A 15,170-nucleotide genomic window follows, 5' to 3' on the forward strand; every position below is an offset into this window, starting at 1 on the left:
ATCGGGTCAGAAAAGGGACTGCTTCAGATTATCGGGTGGGGTTGAAAACCGGCGAACTTCGATTTGAGGTATTTCAGCGGCCTGTTAGGGCGATTACTGACTTTTAAAACACACACCAAGACAGGTGGTCTTGCGAATGGCGCCCAGGCATCAAGCGATGCGGCCCCTCAATGCTTCGCGGGCAGCGTGTTCGCCAGGAAGAAGCGCAGCATCTCTTCACTGGCATCGGGGCCTGTTCCATCGGTGTACGAACCCTGCGCACTGCCGCCCGACCAGGCGTGGCCGGCGCCATGCACGGCCCAGTGTTCGGCCACGACCCGGCCATCAGCCTGTTTGTAGATGCGCTGGGTGTAGTCGCGGCCGTTGGGGCTGCGCGCGCGCTTCTGCTCGGGCTTGGCAATACCCGCACTGGCGGCGACCACATGCTCGCCATTGGCCGGGTTGACGGTGGCGTCCTGGTCGCCGTGAAAGACGATGGTCGGCGGGCTGGCGGCGGTTCGCCCGCCGGGTGCGGCGCCGGTCTGCATCACGCTGAGCGCCGTCTGCACATTGGTCGCCGAGCCGGTCGGCAGGCCCGAATGCACGCCGACAGCCGCGAACAGGTCGGGGTAGGCGTCGCCCAGGATCGCCGCCATCGCGCCGCCGGCCGACAGACCCGCCACATAGACGCGCTGCGGGTCGATGTTGTAGCGGCTCATCACGTCACGCGTCATGCCGGCCAGCAGCGCCGGCTCGCCCCGGCCGCGCTTTTGGTGGTTGTGCTTGAACCAGTTCCAGCAGCGCGACGAATTGGCGTGCTGCGTCTGCGCCGGGTAGAGCACGTAGAAACCGCGCTGGAGCGCCGCCTCGTTCATCTTGGTGCCGGCGGCGAAGTCGTCGGGGTTCTGCGTGCAGCCGTGCAGCATCACGACCAGCGGCAGCGGCTCGGCAAAGGAGGCCGGCGGAATGTAGAGCTTGTACTCGCGCGTGCCGGCCGCGCCTTCGGTGTGGCTGCCGCTGATGAACTGGCCGGACGGGCCGGGCTTGACGGTCTGGGCCTGCTGTGGCCGCGCCGGCGCCTGGCGGCCGACTTCATGCGCCTCCACGTCGATGACGTTCAGGTCGTCGTCAACGCTTGCAGGCACGGCGGCGCCGCCGAGCGCGGCCTGGATGGCGGCGGTGGCCGCCTGCAGGTTGCCGCTGCGCATCAGGCGGGTGGCCTCGGCCATGGAGTTCTGGAAAGCAGGGTTGTTCATCGGATTGGCGGGGTTTTTCGGGCTTGCCGCCAGCAGGCGCAGCGAAGGCGCGCCGCTGTCGTCATGACGCTGGCTGGCCGAAGCCAGGGCTTGCTGAATGGCGCCCTGCGCCAGGCGCGAGGCTTCGGACATGATGCGTTCAAGGTTCGGGTTCATGGTGTTTCCTTTCGGGAAAACGGTTGGGAAAATCAACGGATGCGGCCGGCCAGTGCCGCCTTCACGGCCGGGCTGGCGTGCAGCGCGCCCAGCACCACCACCGAATCAATGGCGGCAAGCGCCAGTTCCGGGGTGACATCAAGCGCGATGGTGGCCAGGCCCAAAACACGGATCTGCAGGGCTTCGCCCGACGCCTGGACGGCGCGCAGGTCGGCGGCGCTGAAATGCTGGATGCCGAGCACCAGCGTCTTGCGCGCCACCACCTGCCTGACCACCTCGGAGTGGGTCGTCAGCTGGTTGCGGATGGCGGTGCGGATCAGGTCGGTGCGGTTGGCATAAAAGCCTTCCTGCACCAGCAGGTCGATCTGGCCGAGATCGACATAGCCCAGGTTGATGGTGATTTTTTCGTCGGCCGGCTTGAGGGCGGCGGCATGGCTTGCGGTTTTAGGTGGCATGGCGCCATCTTATAACCATCCAAGTGGATGGTCTATGGATGTTTCAACTGTTTACATCCTGCAAGCAAGTGCCTTCATTTGCTATTTAATTTATAGCTGCCTTCGCTTATGAGATATGCGCAGAAGCCATATTTCATCATTAATTTTGATGAAAAAAGCGCAGGACGCGCTCAATAATGCGGCGGCAGGTCGTCGCCGGCCCGGCTGAACACGCCGCTGCCGGCGTCCGGAATCTGCTGGCGGAGCTGGGCAACTTCGCGCAGCAGCGCGTCGATTTGCTGCTGCTGGCGGATGACGACCTGGTTCAGCTGGTCGAGCAGGTCTTCGTTGAAGCTGGCCTTGATTTCCAGATCGGTCAGGCGGTGGTCGATGGCGTCGTTGGAGTGCATGCGGCTATTGGACACGAGTCGGGGGCGCGGCTGGCGTTGTCAACAACCCTGACCCTGACCAGGAGAAAACCAGGGGAAAAATGGGCTTTTATAATTTTTCCTTTGACCAAGAGATTTAGAAATGCTTTTATCTTTCCCATTGCCCGCAAAGTCTCTTATCGCTGCTGCCGTTGCCACCCTGGCTTTTGCCGCCCACGCCCAGGACGTGCAGACCGTCAAGATCGCCCACGCCGGTCCCACCTCGGGCGGCATCGCGCACATCGGCAAGGACACCGAAAACGGCGTTCGCCTGGCGCTGGACGAGTTGAACGCCCAGAACCTGGTGATCGGCGGCAAGAAGATCAAGTTCGAACTGGTGGCCGAGGACGACGCCGGCGACCCGCGCCAGGCCACCGCCGTGGCCCAGAAGCTGTGCGACACCCAGGTGGCCGGCGTGATTGGCCACCTGCAATCGGGCACCTCCATTCCCGCCGCCAGCGTGTACAACAAGTGCGGCATTCCCAACATCACGGCGTCCGCAACCAACCCCGACCTGACCAAGCCGGGCTACAAAACCACCTTTCGCCTGATCGCCAACGACAACGCGCTGGGCGCGGCGCTCGCGATTTTTGCCAGCGACGCGCTGAAAATCAAAAAAGTGGCGGTCATTGACGACCGCACCGCCTACGGCCAGGGCTTGGCCGACGTGTTCAAGGCCACGGCCAAACAAAAGGGCATCGAGGTCGTCGGCGAAGAGTTCACCACCGACAAGGCCACCGATTTCATGGCCATCCTGACCGGCATCAAAGCCAAGAAGCCCGACGCGATTTTCTTTGGCGGGCTGGACGCGCAGGCCGGCCCGATGCTGCGCCAGATGGAGCAGCTCGGCCTGTCGAATGTGAAGTTCTTTGGCGGCGATGCGATGTGCACCGAAAAGCTGCCCGACCTGTCGAGCAAGGCCGGCTCGGTGAAAAACGTGACCTGCGCCACCGGCGGCGCCTCGATCCAGAAGATGCAGGGCGGCACCGAGTGGAAGAAAAGGTACGACGCCAAGTTCCCCGGCCAGTTCCAGATCTACAGCCCCTATGCCTACGACGCCACCTACGTGCTGGTCGATGCGATGAAGCGCGCCAACTCGGTGGACCCCAAAACCTACCTGCCCTTCATCGGCAAGACCCAGTACAAGGGCGTGACCGCCAGCATCGCCTTCACGGCCAACGGCGAGCTGACCAAGCCGGCCGTGACGCTGTACAGCTACAAGAACAACCTGCGGACCGCGCTGAACTGAGGGGCTTGGAGCGCCCTTAGCGCCTGCGCCTAACTCGCCGCAGCGCGCCCCAGCCGGTCGCGCACGCCGTCCCACTCGCAGGCCACCGGCGGGGTTTCCACCCAGATCAGCCTGGCGCCCTGGGCGTCGAAGTCGCGCAGCACGGCGAACAGCTGCTGCGCGGTGGCCAGCGCGTCGTCGGGCATGCGGCGCAAAAGTACCCTGGCCGATTTGATGCTGAACAGCGTGCGGGCATAAATCGCGATATGCGCCGCGTCGGCGCCCAGCAGGTCGAGGGCGGCCTGCATCGCGCCGGCGTCCATCAGGCGAACCTTGGCGTTCGGCGCGTAATGCGCCTCCAGCGTGCCGGAGGCGCGGGGCGCGCTGCCGGCGGCCTGCATATCCTCTTTGTCCAGCACCGGCTCGCCGCAAGCCGCTTCAAGCTGCGCGCGGGTCAGCACGCCCGGACGCAGCAGCACCGGCCGGCCCCGGGTGCAATCGACAATGCTGGACTCGATGCCGACCGCGCACGGCCCGCCGTCGAGCACCAGCAACTCGTCGCCAAACTCCTGCGCGACATGCAGCGCCGTGGTCGGGCTGACGCGGCCAAAGCGGTTCGCGCTCGGCCCGGCCACGCCAGTCCCGCAAGCCTTTAAAAACGCCAGCGCCACCGGATGCGCCGGGCAGCGCAGGCCAATCGAGTTTTGTCCACCGGCGGCGGCGGCGGCAATGCCTTCGCGGCGCGGCAGGATAACCGTCAGCGGCCCGGGCCAGAAGGCCTGCATCAGCCGGGCGGCAAACGCTGGCACGCTGCTGGCGTAGTCATTGATTTGGCGAATCTCGGCCACATGAACAATCAGCGGATGGTTGGCCGGCCGGCCCTTGGCTTTAAAAATGCCGGCCACGGCCTCATCGCTGGACGCATCGGCGCCCAGGCCGTACACGGTCTCGGTCGGAAAGCCGACCAGCGCGCCGGCCTGGATGCGGCGGGCGGCTTCAATAATCGCCTGCGGGTCGGTGCCGGGCCGAATCATCAGGCTGCCTCGAATCCGGGCAGGCTAAGGATCGCCGCCGCCTGGCGCGCCACGGCTTTCACGCCCGCCACGTCGGCGCCGGTGATCGTCAGATGACCCATCTTGCGGCCCGGCCGCGCGTCGGTTTTTCCGTACAGGTGCAGGTGCGCGCCGGGCAGGGCCAGCACCGCCTGCCAGTCGGGCGTGCGCGCGTCGCCCTGCGCGTCAAACCACACATCGCCGAGTAGATTGAGCATGATGGCCGGCGAATGCTGGCGCGGCGCGGGCAGCGGCAAACCGGCCATGGCATGCACCTGCAAATCGAACTGCGACACATCGCAGGCGTCCATGGTGTAGTGGCCGCTGTTGTGCGGGCGCGGCGCCATCTCGTTGACGACCAGCGCGCCGTGCTCGCTGCCGTCGTCGATGAGGAAGAACTCGACGCACAGCACGCCGACGTAGCCGATGTGGTTCGCTATGGTTTCAGTAGCTGCCTGCGCCCGTGCAGCAAGCGCGGGAGGCATATTTCCTTCATAAACCTCGGTCACGGCAAGAATCCCGTCCACATGCACATTGAGCTGCGGCGGAAAGCTGACGATGCGGCCGTCCCAGCCGCGCGCCACGATCACCGAGCATTCGGCTTTCAGCGGCAGCAGTTTTTCCAGCACGCAGGCGACGCCTTCGAGTTCCGCCCATGCTGCCGCCAGTTCGGCGGCATTGTTCACGCGCATCTGGCCCTTGCCGTCGTAGCCCATGCGCGCGGTTTTCAGGATGCCGGGCAGCAGGCCGGCGGGCACGGCCTGGAGCTGGTCCGGCGATGCAATCACCGCGTAGGGCGCGCAGCTGACGCCCGCCATCACACCCGATTCGGCGGCGCTGGCCGTGAAATGCGATTTTTCCTGAATCCGGTCCTGGGCAATCGCCACGGCCGCCGCGCCGGGCGCCACCGGAAGGCTTTCGGCCAGCGTCTGCAAGGCGGATGCCGGCACGTTTTCAAATTCGGTGGTGATGGCGTCGCACATCCCGGCCAGTTGCGCCAGGCCCTGCTTGTCGGTGTAGCCGAAAGGGATGTGGTGATGGCTGACCAGGCCGGCCGGGCTTTGCGGATCGGGGTCGAGCACCGCCGTGAAATAGCCCAGCCGCTGCGCGGCATGCACGAACATGCGGCCCAGCTGGCCGCCGCCCATCACGCCCAGCGTGGCGGGCCGGCCGGTTGCATCGACCGTGCCGGGGAAAATCGGCAAGGCACTCATAGCGCAGGCAGCGTCATGGCGCGTGCGGCAGCGGTCTGTTCAGCGCGAAAGGCGTGCAGCTTTTCGGCCAGCGCCGGGTCGTGCAGGGCGAGCATGGCGACGGCAAACAGCGCCGCGTTGGCCGCGCCTGCGTTGCCAATCGCAAACGTGGCGACCGGAATCCCCTTGGGCATCTGCACGATGCTGTGCAGCGAATCGACGCCCTGCAAATGCCGGCTCGCGACCGGCACGCCCAGCACCGGAACAATCGTCTTGGCCGCCAGCATGCCCGGCAAATGCGCCGCGCCGCCGGCGCCGGCGATGATCGCCTGCAGGCCGCGTCCGGCGGCTTGTTCGGCATAGGCAAACAGGTCGTCGGGCATGCGGTGGGCCGACACCACGCGCGCGTCGTGCGCCACGCCGAACTGCTGCAGGATTTGCACCGCATGCTGCATCGTGTCCCAGTCGCTGCTGGAGCCCATCACCACGCCCACCAGGGGGCTTGCCGGATTGTTAGTTGTCGTCATAAAGAAGATTTCAAGTCGTGAGGTTTGCTGGCGGTGCGCCTGGAAGCGCTGATTTTAAAGGCTGGCGCCCTCACCGCCCACGGCGGCGCGCCAGGCCCCGCGCCAGCGCTTGCGTGCTATCGTCTTGCCTGCCGCGAAAGGCTGCGCGCCGGCCGGCCCATCGCTTGAAAACCCCTTGTCCAACCCCTAGCTCCACAACACCATGATCGACGCCACCCTTGCCAATTTCAAACAGGAAGTCCTGGAGGCTTCCAAAACCGTTCCCGTGCTGCTTGATTTCTGGGCGCCCGGAGCCGGCCCCGGCGAGCTGCTCGGCCCACTGCTGGAACAGCTCGAAGGCGCTTATGCCGGCAGCTTCAAACTGGTCAGGGTCGATGCCATCCGGGAGGAAAAACTCAGCGCTGCCTTTGGCATCCAGAGCGTGCCGACCTGCATCCTGATGGTCAACGGCCAGCCGGTGGACAGCTTTGCAGGCGTCCTGCCGGAAAGCGAGATCCGGGCATTTCTGGAGCGCCATGTCGCGCCCGCCGAAGAAAGCCTGGCGCTGGAGGCGTTCGACGACACCGACCCTGAGGCCGTGCTGCAGCGGCTGCAGGACGCCACCGCCGCCGCGCCGGCCGATGACAATGCCCGTTTTGACTACGTCAAGCATCTCTTGCTGCTGGGGCGCGACGACGACGCCAAGGTCGCTTTTGCGCCGGTGATTGCGCAGACCGGGTCGGTGCGGCGCTTCGATTCGCTCAAGCGCTGGATGGATGCTATTGATTTTGTAGCTACTCATGCAGACGCAGAAAGCGCAGAAGCCCGATTTGATGCAAAAATAGCGGCCAACAAGCGTGATTTTGAAGCGCGCTTCGACAAAGCCCGCTGGCTGATGGCCGGCCAGCGCTGGACCGACGCGCTGGACGAGTTGCTCGAAATCCTGATGCGCGACAAGGCCTGGTCCGACGGCCTGGCGCGCAAGACCTACATCGCCATCCTCGACATCATGGAAGCGCCCAAGCCCAAGGTCGCCGACGGCCAGATTCCGCCCGAAGACGCCACCGTGGCCACGTACCGGCGGCGCCTGAGCAGCGTGGTGCTGAGCTAGGCCGCCAGCGTTTGCGGCGTTTCGCAGTCCGGCGCCTGCCGTGAAGAAAACGGCCGCTGCTCGGTCGCCAGCACGCGCCTGGCGTTCAGGCTGCTGATGGGAATGGAGGCATCGCGCGGAATGCCGCCCGAGAGCTGCAGCGCCAGGTAACGGCCGCAGCACACGCGCAGGAACGAGGCGAAATTCTCGATGCCCTGGCGCTCGGCCTCCAGCTCGTCATGCAGCCGGGTGCACAGCTGGGGCACGCTCATGCCATCGCGGCTGGCAATGTCGGCCAGTACATCCCAGAACAGGTTTTCCAGCCGGATGCTCGTGGCCACGCCATGCAGGCGCACCGAACGGATACGGCTTTCGTAGAGCGCCGGATCGGCGCTGATAAATACCTCACACATGATTCGTCTCCAGCGGCTTGAATGATTTGACGGGGAAGCCTGTCGGCTCCCGGAATCATGCAGCGCGCACCGGCTGGGTGTCAATGCGTGATCTTCGTCCCCAGCAGCACCAGGAACTGGGCAATCCAGGCCGGATGGGCGGGCCATGCCGGCGCCGACACCAGGTTGCTGTCGGTGTAGGCCGCGTCAATGGCAATGTCGGCATAGATGCCGCCGGCCTGCTCCACCTCGAAACGGCAGGCCGGGTAGGCCGAGCAGGTGCGGTCTTTCAGCACGCCGGCACCCGCCAGCAGTTGCGCGCCATGGCAGACGGCCGCCACGGGCTTGTTGGCCTCAAAAAAGTGCCTGACCATCGCCACCACGGCGGGATAGGTGCGCAGGTATTCCGGGCCACGGCCGCCGGGCACGACCAGTGCATCGTAATTTTCGGGCTTGATGTCGGCGAACGAGGCATTCAGCGCAAAGTTGTGGCCCGGCTTTTCGCTGTAGGTCTGCGCGCCTTCGAAGTCGTGAATCGCCGTCTTGATGTGGTCGCCGGCTTTCTTGTCCGGGCAGACGGCATGCACCGTGTGGCCCACGGCCAGCAGCGCCTGAAAGGGCACCATGGTTTCGTAGTCCTCGCAGTAGTCACCGCAAATCATCAGAATCTTTTTAGCCGCCATGCTTGTCTCCTCGGGGTTGATGAACAAAGAGGCCTATTTTTGGTCAAGACGGGCCGCTTGTGGTGTTAGCGGGCTGTGACATGTGGTTCGAAGCGGGCCTGCAAGGGTGGCGACGGCCAGATTCGGGCAGCGAGCGCCACCGTGGCGAGCTATCGGCAGCGCCTGAGCAGTGTGGTGCTTAGTTGAACTGAGGCGCTGGCCTCACAGGTTACAGCGCCACCCGACATAATGTCATCGCACCTGTGCAAATTACGATTCGCTAGACTTTTTAGCGTCAGCAAATGCCCTGATCAACTCCGGAGTAATGTCTGTTGACGGGCCACTACGGGAAAGCAAAGCACCAATAATGGCCTGAACAATGTTCGGTCGCTCAGCGTCTGGTATGTGCCCAATGAGGCTAAATGCAAAAAGAGTATCTTGATTGCGAATTAATTTGTCTACAAGGGCTTCCCCACCTTTGTCAAACACTCTCCCACCGTGGTTAATCGCGCCAGCGATTAACCACGGAATCTGACGCTTCAATTTTTCTTCACCGTGGTGATTAATGTCGCTGCCTGTTGAGCGCGCAAGGCATGTGGACGGCGGCACTACAAACGGTCATTCGAGGCTGCAACTATTGCAGCGGACCCTGATGAAAGACGCACGCCGAGGGCTCCATTCGTTAGTCGAGGCGCAGCGCTGATTTCCCAGCACTGTTGATCTCCGTAAATTTATCGAGCATTCCCCGGCGCAGGTCCAAACCTTTTTACTCATCAACGACACGGCATCACACGGTGAGAAGTATCAATTTTTGTCTATGCGCAGCCAAAGCGTTGCCTTACGCAGGCAGCTTGAACGCATCCCCGCGCTGCAGCATGGCCCAGCACATCCGGGCGTTCTTGGCCGCAATGGCCACCACCGCTCTCCAGTAACCCCGGCGCTCCTGCACCTTTAGCGCCCAGCGGCTCACCGGGTCCGTCTTGTTCTTCGCAGCCGCCAGCACCGCCTTGCCGCCCAGAATCAGCAGAGTGCGCAGGTAGCGGTCCCCCGCCTTGGTGATGCGCCCCAGGCGCTGCTTGCCGCCTGAGCTGTATTGCCCCGGCACCAGGCCCAGCCAGGCACAGAACTGGCGTCCGCAGGCAAAATCGTGGCCTTTGCCCACGGTGGCCACAATGGCGCTGGCCGTCGTCGGGCCGATGCCGCTGAGCTGCATCAATTGCCGGGACTGCTGGTCCTCGGCTGCTGCCTGGGCGATGTACTTGTCGTATTGGCCGATGCGTTCATCCAGGTGAGTGAGTTCGCTCAAGGCATCTCCCACCACGGTGTTGCACCAGCCCGGCAAGTCCTCCAGATGCTTGTGCGCTTCCCGGCGCACCGTAGCGGCCTTGAGCGGCAGCACGATACCCAACTCAGAGAGCAGGCCACGGATGCGGTTGATCAGCGCGGTGCGCTCCTCCACATAGCCCTGGCGGGCGCGATGCACGAACAGGCGCGACTGCTGCTCGATGCTCTTGACAGGGACAAAACGCATGTTGGGCCGAGTGACGGCTTCGCATATAGCGGCAGCATCGGCCGCATCGTTCTTGCCGCGCCTGCCGCTCATGCGGTAGGGGGCCACGAACTTGGGCGCCATCAGGCGCACGGTGTGGCCGAACTTGGCAAATTCGCGTGCCCAGTGGTGGGCGCCGCTGCACGCTTCCATGCCAATCAGGCAGGCGGGCAGATTGGCCACCAGTTCGAGTAGTTTGCTGCGCGCCACCTCGGGGCGCACCAATGCAGCTTTACCAGACTCATCCACGCCATGCACCGCAAAGACGTTCTTTGCCAGATCAATTCCAACCGTTACGATAGCCATGATTTCCCCTTCCAGGTGAGTTGATGAAAAGTTTGACTTCTCCATCGTGGCACTTTGATGCCGTCAACCGCAACCTCAACGGGGCGCGGCTCGCTTGGGACGGGGAAGTCCCTTTCATTCGTAAAAGACATTGAGTTGTTTTAGATTTTTACTGTAGATAAAAAAGAACCCAGCACTGATGAATTGTGTAATAACGCCTGCAGCAGTGGTAGTTGTGGATACCGCATTATTGCTACCAGCAAGAGCAAGCCCAATACCCGTAACAAGAACCACCAAACCAACAACGAGCGCTATCAGACTTGCCCAAAAACTCAACTTAACGTGGGCTTGATTAGTCTTGTAGTAAGCGTCTATATAAAGTTGATTTTTCGCGAAATCCATTGAAATCCCTGTTGTTGAGTTGACAAAGCGGAACCTGACATCTGGCAGGCGGCTTGCATAACCCAGTCAAACGAAGAGGCTGGTTTCTTCCTTTTACAGCCGTATCCCATTCCTGTCGATCAATACCTTACAGGCTTCTTAACCGCCCTTGCACTCTGACTCAAGCCGTCAGCCGCGCCATCGCCTCCTGGTACTTGGCGGCGGTCTTGCTGATCACGTCGGGCGGCAGGTGCGGCGACGGCGGGGTCTTGTCCCAGGGTTTGCCGTTGATGCGAACGGCTTCGAGCCAGTCGCGAACGAACTGCTTGTCGTAGCTGGGCGGGTTCGCACCTAGAGCAAAGGCCGCTTCGTAGCCTTCGACTGGCCAGTAGCGCGACGAATCGGGCGTCAAGACCTCGTCCATCAGCGTCAGCGTGCCGTTTTCATCGAGGCCGAACTCGAACTTGGTGTCGGCAATGATGATGCCCTTGGTCAGCGCGAAGGCGGCGGCGGTTTCATAAATCGCGATGCTGAGCTGCTTGATCTGCGCGGCCAGCTCGGGGCCGACGACCTTGACGACCTGCTCGTAGCTGATGTTTTCGTCATGCTCGCCGACTTCGGCCTTGGCGGCGGGCGTGAAGATCGGCTCGGGCAGCTTGCTGGCGTTTTTCAGGCCGGCGGGCAGCGGCACGCCGCACACCGACTGGCTTTGCTGGTATTCGACCCAGCCGCTGCCGGCCAGGTAGCCGCGCACCACGGCTTCGACCGGAATGGGTTTGAGGCGCTTGACCAGCATCGAGCGGCCGGCGACCTGCGGGATTTCGGCGGCCGTGACCACGCTTTCGGGCGCGTCGCCGGTCAGGTGATTCGGGCAGATGTTGCCGAGCTTGTCGAACCAGAACAGCGCCATCTGCGTGAGCAGCGCGCCCTTGCCGGGAATCGGCTCGCCCAGAATCACGTCGAAGGCGCTCAGGCGGTCGCTGGCCACCATCAGCAGCCGGTCATTGCCCACGGCGTAGTTGTCGCGCACCTTGCCGCGCGCGAGCAAAGGCAGGGAAGTCAGGGCCGAGGTGTGAAGTACGGAGGTCGTGGTGGTCATGCGGGTCTGCGTGTTTGGAAAGTAAAAAAGCCCGTGCGACTTGGGTCAACCACGGGCTTGAATTATCGCCAATCCGGCGAAGCGGATGGCGCGGACGTTGGCTTATTGAACGACTTGCGCCAGTTCGCCCTTGGCGTACTGGGCGGCCACGACCGACAGGCTCTGGCCCTTGATGGTGCCGGCCTGGCCTTCGCAGCCGAACTCGATGTAGCGCTGCTTGCAGATCGCCTTGGCGGCCTCGCGGGCGGGTTTGAGCCATTCCCGGGCATCGAACTTGTCCGGGTTCTCGGCCAGGAACTTGCGCACCGCGCCGGTCATGGCCAGGCGGATGTCGGTGTCGATGTTGATCTTGCGCACGCCGAACTGGATGGCTTTCTGGATTTCCTCGACCGGCACGCCGTAGGTTTCCTTCATGCTGCCGCCGTACTGGTTGATGATCGCCAGCAGATCCTGCGGCACGCTGGACGAGCCGTGCATCACCAGGTGGGTATTGGGAATGCGGCGGTGGATTTCCTTGACGCGCTCGATGGCCAGGATGTCGCCGGTGGGCTTGCGCGAGAACTTGTAGGCGCCGTGGCTGGTGCCGATGGCAATCGCCAGCGCATCTAACTGCGTGCGCTTGACGAAATCGGCGGCCTGCTCGGGGTCGGTCAGCAACTGGTCGTGCGTCATGACGGCGTCGGTGCCGTGGCCGTCTTCCTTGTCGCCCTGCATGGTTTCCAGGCTGCCGAGGCAGCCGAGTTCGCCCTCGACCGACACGCCGGTGGCATGCGCCATCTCGACCACCTTGCGGGTGACTTCGACGTTGTAGTCGAAGCTGGCAATCGTCTTGCCGTCGGCTTCCAGGCTGCCGTCCATCATCACCGAGCTGAAGCCGAGGTCAATCGCGCCCTGGCAGATGGCCGGGCTCTGGCCGTGGTCCTGGTGCATCACCAGCGGGATGTGCGGGTAGGCCTCGACGGCCGCCAGGATCAGGTGCTTGATGAAGGCTTCACCCGCGTACTTGCGGGCGCCGGCGCTGGCTTGCAAAATGACCGGTGCGCCGACCTCGTCGGCGGCGGCCATCACGGCCTGGACCTGCTCCAGGTTGTTGACATTGAAGGCTGGAATGCCGTAGCCATTGGCGGCGGCATGGTCCAGCAGTTCGCGCATCGAAACAAGTGCCATGATGGAAATCCCCTGAAAGTTAAAAAGCTGTCGAAATGATGGTCTGCCAGGCTGCTCCGCACTCAGCGCTGTGCCGCAGTGGGCGGTAACCGCAGCGTAACCCCTTCATTCATTCTACCGTCTGCCAACCGTTTGAAAGCCCGGGAAGCGGCTGAAAAGCCAGCCGGTAACAGCGGGTAAACGGCGCCGCTGCCGCATGCCGGGCAAAACTGCCGCCATGAATATCCATCACGCGGCCGACAATCTTGTGCCCCAGGCCCAGGCGTTCGGTCGAAGGCGGGGCGACATCCGGCCCTTGTCCCTTGCCGCGTCCCGTTCCGTCATCGCAGACCTGCAGCCAGGGCGCTCCCGCCTCAAAGCCCCACTGGACACACACGGCCGTGCCTCTGGCGGTGTGCTGCAGGGCGTTGTCGATCAGGTTGCGCAAGGCCAGCTCCAGCAACAGCGGATGCGCCAGGATGTGCAGGTTTTCAGCGCCCTGAACGCTCAGCTGATGGCCGCTTTGCCATGCCGACTGGGCATAGTCGGCCACCACCTGCCGGGCCAGCGCCGCCAGGTCCAGTGGCGCCAGGGCTTGCTGCAGGCCGGACTGGCCGGTGCGCGCCAGGGCCAGCAGTTGGCCGATGACATGGCCGGCGCGCAGGGCATCGGCGCCGATTTGCCGCAGCGCTGCTGCTTGCACCTCTGCCGGCAAAACGCCCTTGAGCGACGCTGCCTGCAGGGCAATCGAGGCCAGCGGGGTACGCAGTTCATGCGCGATCTCGCTGGCCAACTGGCGCTCGCGCTCCAGCGCGGCCTGCTGCTGGCCGACCAGCCGGTTGATGGAACGGACCACCGAATTGAACTCGCGGTAAGGATGCCGGGCCTGCAGGCGTTCGGCCTTGTCCACCTCCAGCTCTTCCACGTCGCGGGACAGCGCCTGCAGCGGCTGCAGGCCGCGCAAAATGGCCGCGCCCAGCGCCAGCGCCACCACCGGCAGCAGCCACAGGCCGGGCTCGGCCAACTGGGCGGCAACGTCTTGCGCCAGGTCTTCGCGCTCCTCGATTTTCACCAGCACCATCACCTGGCGGCCATGCGCCGCATCCCATTGTGAAAAACTGCGCCATGCGGTCGCCGGCGTTCCCAGCCGCAGGTCGGCAAATCCGTCGCGCTGCGCCAAAAAAGGCGGCAGCGGCGCTTCGCCCGAGCGCGCCAGCAGATGGCCCGCGGCGTCGCGCACCAGCACGCTCAGGGAGAACTGGTAGTCGTGCTTTTTCAGGCTGGCCAAAGACCGCTGGGCCACACCCAGGTTCGCCTGGCGGTTCGGCTCCCGGGCGGCCTCCACGAAAGGCGGCAGGTCCAGCGCCAGCAAGAGCGCCGCCGTTCCGGCCAGGTGGCCGTCGGTCAGCTCGTCGGCTTCATGGATGCCGGTGCGGTAGCCGACAGCGACAAATCCGGCCCACACCAGCAGCAACGCCCCCAACACACCCAGGATCAGGCTGCGCGTCAGTGATGCCTGCCGGCCCGCAGGCGGCTTCATGGCAGGTCTTCCCGGGGAATGAAATAGCCCACGCCGCGCACCGTCTGGATCAGGCTTTCGCCGAGCTTGCGGCGCACATGATGCACATGCACCTCGACCGCATTGCTGCCCACGCCATCGTCCCAGCTGTAAAGCCGTGCCTCCAGCTGCTGGCGTGACAGCACCCGGCCGCGCGACTCCAGCAACAGCAGCAGCAAGGCAAATTCGCGCGGCGTCAGCTCGACCGGCTGGCCGGCCCGCAGCACGCTATGGGCCGCCGGGTCGATCACCAGGTCGCCATGCGCCAGCAGGGGATGGGCGCGGCCTCCGGCCCGGCGCAGCAGCGCGCGCATGCGGGCTTCAAGCTCATCGAGGTCAAAAGGCTTGACCAGGTAGTCGTCGGCCCCCAGGTTCAGCCCCGAGATGCGGTCAGCCACCTGGTCGCGCGCGGTCAGGATCAGGATGGGCGTCAACGTGTCCGGCAGGCTGCCCGCTGCGCCTGGCGACTGCCTGACGCGCTCCAGAAGCCTGCCGCCCTCGCCATCGGGCAGGCCCAGATCCAGCAGCACCAGGTCGAAAGGCTCGCTGCGCAGCGCCGCCCACGCGCTGGCCAGCGTGCCGCACACATCGACGGCATAGCCGCGCTGCTGCAGATTGGTCCGCAGGCCGACGGCAATGCCCGCATCGTCTTCAACCACCAGGATTCTCATAGGCCTATTGTCATGCGCCGCACTTATTTTCTCGGGCGCCTGCGCGCCGTTAAGGATGACTTAAGGCATTGCGGCTAACTTGGCGCCACCTGTTCCCGCCCGATG

17 protein-coding genes are annotated in these 15,170 nt (G+C 64.0%); 2 read left to right on the plus strand and 15 right to left on the minus strand.

Going from position 1 to position 15,170, the window contains the following annotated elements; all coding sequences use genetic code 11:
• Positions 1-167 precede the first annotated feature (167 nt).
• The 3 genes from ABLV49_RS19415 to ABLV49_RS19425 all read right to left on the minus strand — a co-directional run bounded on the left by ABLV49_RS19415 (position 168) and on the right by ABLV49_RS19425 (position 2,235).
• Positions 168-1,391: an extracellular catalytic domain type 1 short-chain-length polyhydroxyalkanoate depolymerase gene (locus ABLV49_RS19415; protein ID WP_349279046.1), complete on the minus strand. Its 1,224-nt coding sequence runs from the start codon at positions 1,389-1,391 to the stop codon at positions 168-170.
• A 32-nt stretch (positions 1,392-1,423) separates the two neighbouring features.
• Positions 1,424-1,846 carry a CopG family transcriptional regulator gene (locus ABLV49_RS19420; RefSeq protein WP_011803220.1) on the minus strand — a complete coding sequence of 141 codons (423 nt, stop codon included), beginning with the start codon at positions 1,844-1,846 and terminating at the stop codon, positions 1,424-1,426.
• 170 nt (positions 1,847-2,016) lie between these two features.
• A complete protein-coding gene (locus ABLV49_RS19425) occupies positions 2,017-2,235 on the minus strand; it encodes a SlyX family protein (protein ID WP_349279048.1) in 219 nt (72 codons plus the stop codon).
• A gap of 121 nt (positions 2,236-2,356) precedes the next feature.
• Here ABLV49_RS19425 and ABLV49_RS19430 point away from each other — a divergent pair, with 121 nt between their 5' ends.
• Positions 2,357-3,502 (plus strand): branched-chain amino acid ABC transporter substrate-binding protein, encoded by a 1,146-nt coding sequence (locus ABLV49_RS19430; RefSeq protein ID WP_349279050.1) that lies wholly within the window; start codon positions 2,357-2,359, stop codon positions 3,500-3,502.
• Between the two features lie 29 nt (positions 3,503-3,531).
• Here the strand turns inward: ABLV49_RS19430 and ABLV49_RS19435 are convergent, their stop codons facing one another.
• From ABLV49_RS19435 to purE, 3 genes are read right to left on the minus strand one after another with little or no spacing between them, the layout of a single operon-like run.
• Positions 3,532-4,515 carry an L-threonylcarbamoyladenylate synthase gene (locus tag ABLV49_RS19435; protein WP_349279052.1) on the minus strand — a complete coding sequence of 328 codons (984 nt, stop codon included), beginning with the start codon at positions 4,513-4,515 and terminating at the stop codon, positions 3,532-3,534.
• Positions 4,515-5,747: a 5-(carboxyamino)imidazole ribonucleotide synthase gene (locus ABLV49_RS19440; protein ID WP_349279054.1), complete on the minus strand. Its 1,233-nt coding sequence runs from the start codon at positions 5,745-5,747 to the stop codon at positions 4,515-4,517. The genes ABLV49_RS19435 and ABLV49_RS19440 overlap by 1 nt, the downstream gene beginning before the upstream one ends.
• A complete protein-coding gene (gene purE / locus ABLV49_RS19445; protein ID WP_349279056.1) occupies positions 5,744-6,253 on the minus strand; it encodes a 5-(carboxyamino)imidazole ribonucleotide mutase in 510 nt (169 codons plus the stop codon). Before purE ends, ABLV49_RS19440 begins: the two co-directional genes overlap by 4 nt.
• Before the next feature lie 202 nt (positions 6,254-6,455).
• Between purE and ABLV49_RS19450 the strand changes: the two genes are divergently transcribed.
• Positions 6,456-7,343, plus strand: a complete 888-nt coding sequence (locus tag ABLV49_RS19450) for a tetratricopeptide repeat protein (RefSeq protein ID WP_349279058.1) — start codon at positions 6,456-6,458, stop codon at positions 7,341-7,343.
• Here ABLV49_RS19450 and ABLV49_RS19455 read toward each other — a convergent pair.
• The 9 genes from ABLV49_RS19455 to ABLV49_RS19495 all read right to left on the minus strand — a co-directional run bounded on the left by ABLV49_RS19455 (position 7,340) and on the right by ABLV49_RS19495 (position 15,065).
• On the minus strand, positions 7,340-7,735 hold the full coding sequence (locus ABLV49_RS19455) for a ribbon-helix-helix domain-containing protein (protein ID WP_349279060.1): 396 nt from the start codon (positions 7,733-7,735) through the stop codon (positions 7,340-7,342). The two genes, ABLV49_RS19450 and ABLV49_RS19455, sit on opposite strands and share 4 nt — an antisense overlap.
• Before the next feature lie 80 nt (positions 7,736-7,815).
• The gene (locus ABLV49_RS19460; protein ID WP_349279061.1) at positions 7,816-8,397 is read right to left on the minus strand and encodes a DJ-1/PfpI family protein; all 582 of its coding nucleotides are present in this window, start codon (positions 8,395-8,397) and stop codon (positions 7,816-7,818) included.
• Positions 8,398-8,646: 249 nt separating this feature from the next.
• Positions 8,647-8,919: a hypothetical protein gene (locus ABLV49_RS19465; RefSeq protein ID WP_349279063.1), complete on the minus strand. Its 273-nt coding sequence runs from the start codon at positions 8,917-8,919 to the stop codon at positions 8,647-8,649.
• A gap of 295 nt (positions 8,920-9,214) precedes the next feature.
• Positions 9,215-10,231: an IS110 family transposase gene (locus ABLV49_RS19470; RefSeq protein WP_349278243.1), complete on the minus strand. Its 1,017-nt coding sequence runs from the start codon at positions 10,229-10,231 to the stop codon at positions 9,215-9,217.
• A 114-nt stretch (positions 10,232-10,345) separates the two neighbouring features.
• Positions 10,346-10,612 (minus strand): TRADD-N-associated membrane domain-containing protein, encoded by a 267-nt coding sequence (locus ABLV49_RS19475; RefSeq protein WP_349279065.1) that lies wholly within the window; start codon positions 10,610-10,612, stop codon positions 10,346-10,348.
• Between the two features lie 160 nt (positions 10,613-10,772).
• Complete coding sequence (locus ABLV49_RS19480; protein WP_349279067.1) at positions 10,773-11,690, minus strand: phosphoribosylaminoimidazolesuccinocarboxamide synthase; 918 nt, start codon at positions 11,688-11,690, stop codon at positions 10,773-10,775.
• A 102-nt stretch (positions 11,691-11,792) separates the two neighbouring features.
• Positions 11,793-12,857, minus strand: coding sequence for a class II fructose-bisphosphate aldolase (gene fba / locus ABLV49_RS19485; protein ID WP_349279069.1), 1,065 nt, complete (start codon positions 12,855-12,857; stop codon positions 11,793-11,795).
• Between the two features lie 109 nt (positions 12,858-12,966).
• Positions 12,967-14,376, minus strand: coding sequence for a histidine kinase dimerization/phospho-acceptor domain-containing protein (locus tag ABLV49_RS19490; protein ID WP_349279071.1), 1,410 nt, complete (start codon positions 14,374-14,376; stop codon positions 12,967-12,969).
• Positions 14,373-15,065: a response regulator gene (locus ABLV49_RS19495; RefSeq protein ID WP_349279073.1), complete on the minus strand. Its 693-nt coding sequence runs from the start codon at positions 15,063-15,065 to the stop codon at positions 14,373-14,375. Before ABLV49_RS19495 ends, ABLV49_RS19490 begins: the two co-directional genes overlap by 4 nt.
• Positions 15,066-15,170 lie beyond the last annotated feature (105 nt).

Source organism: Polaromonas hydrogenivorans (assembly GCF_040105105.1).
Lineage (GTDB): Bacteria > Pseudomonadota > Gammaproteobacteria > Burkholderiales > Burkholderiaceae_C > Polaromonas > Polaromonas hydrogenivorans.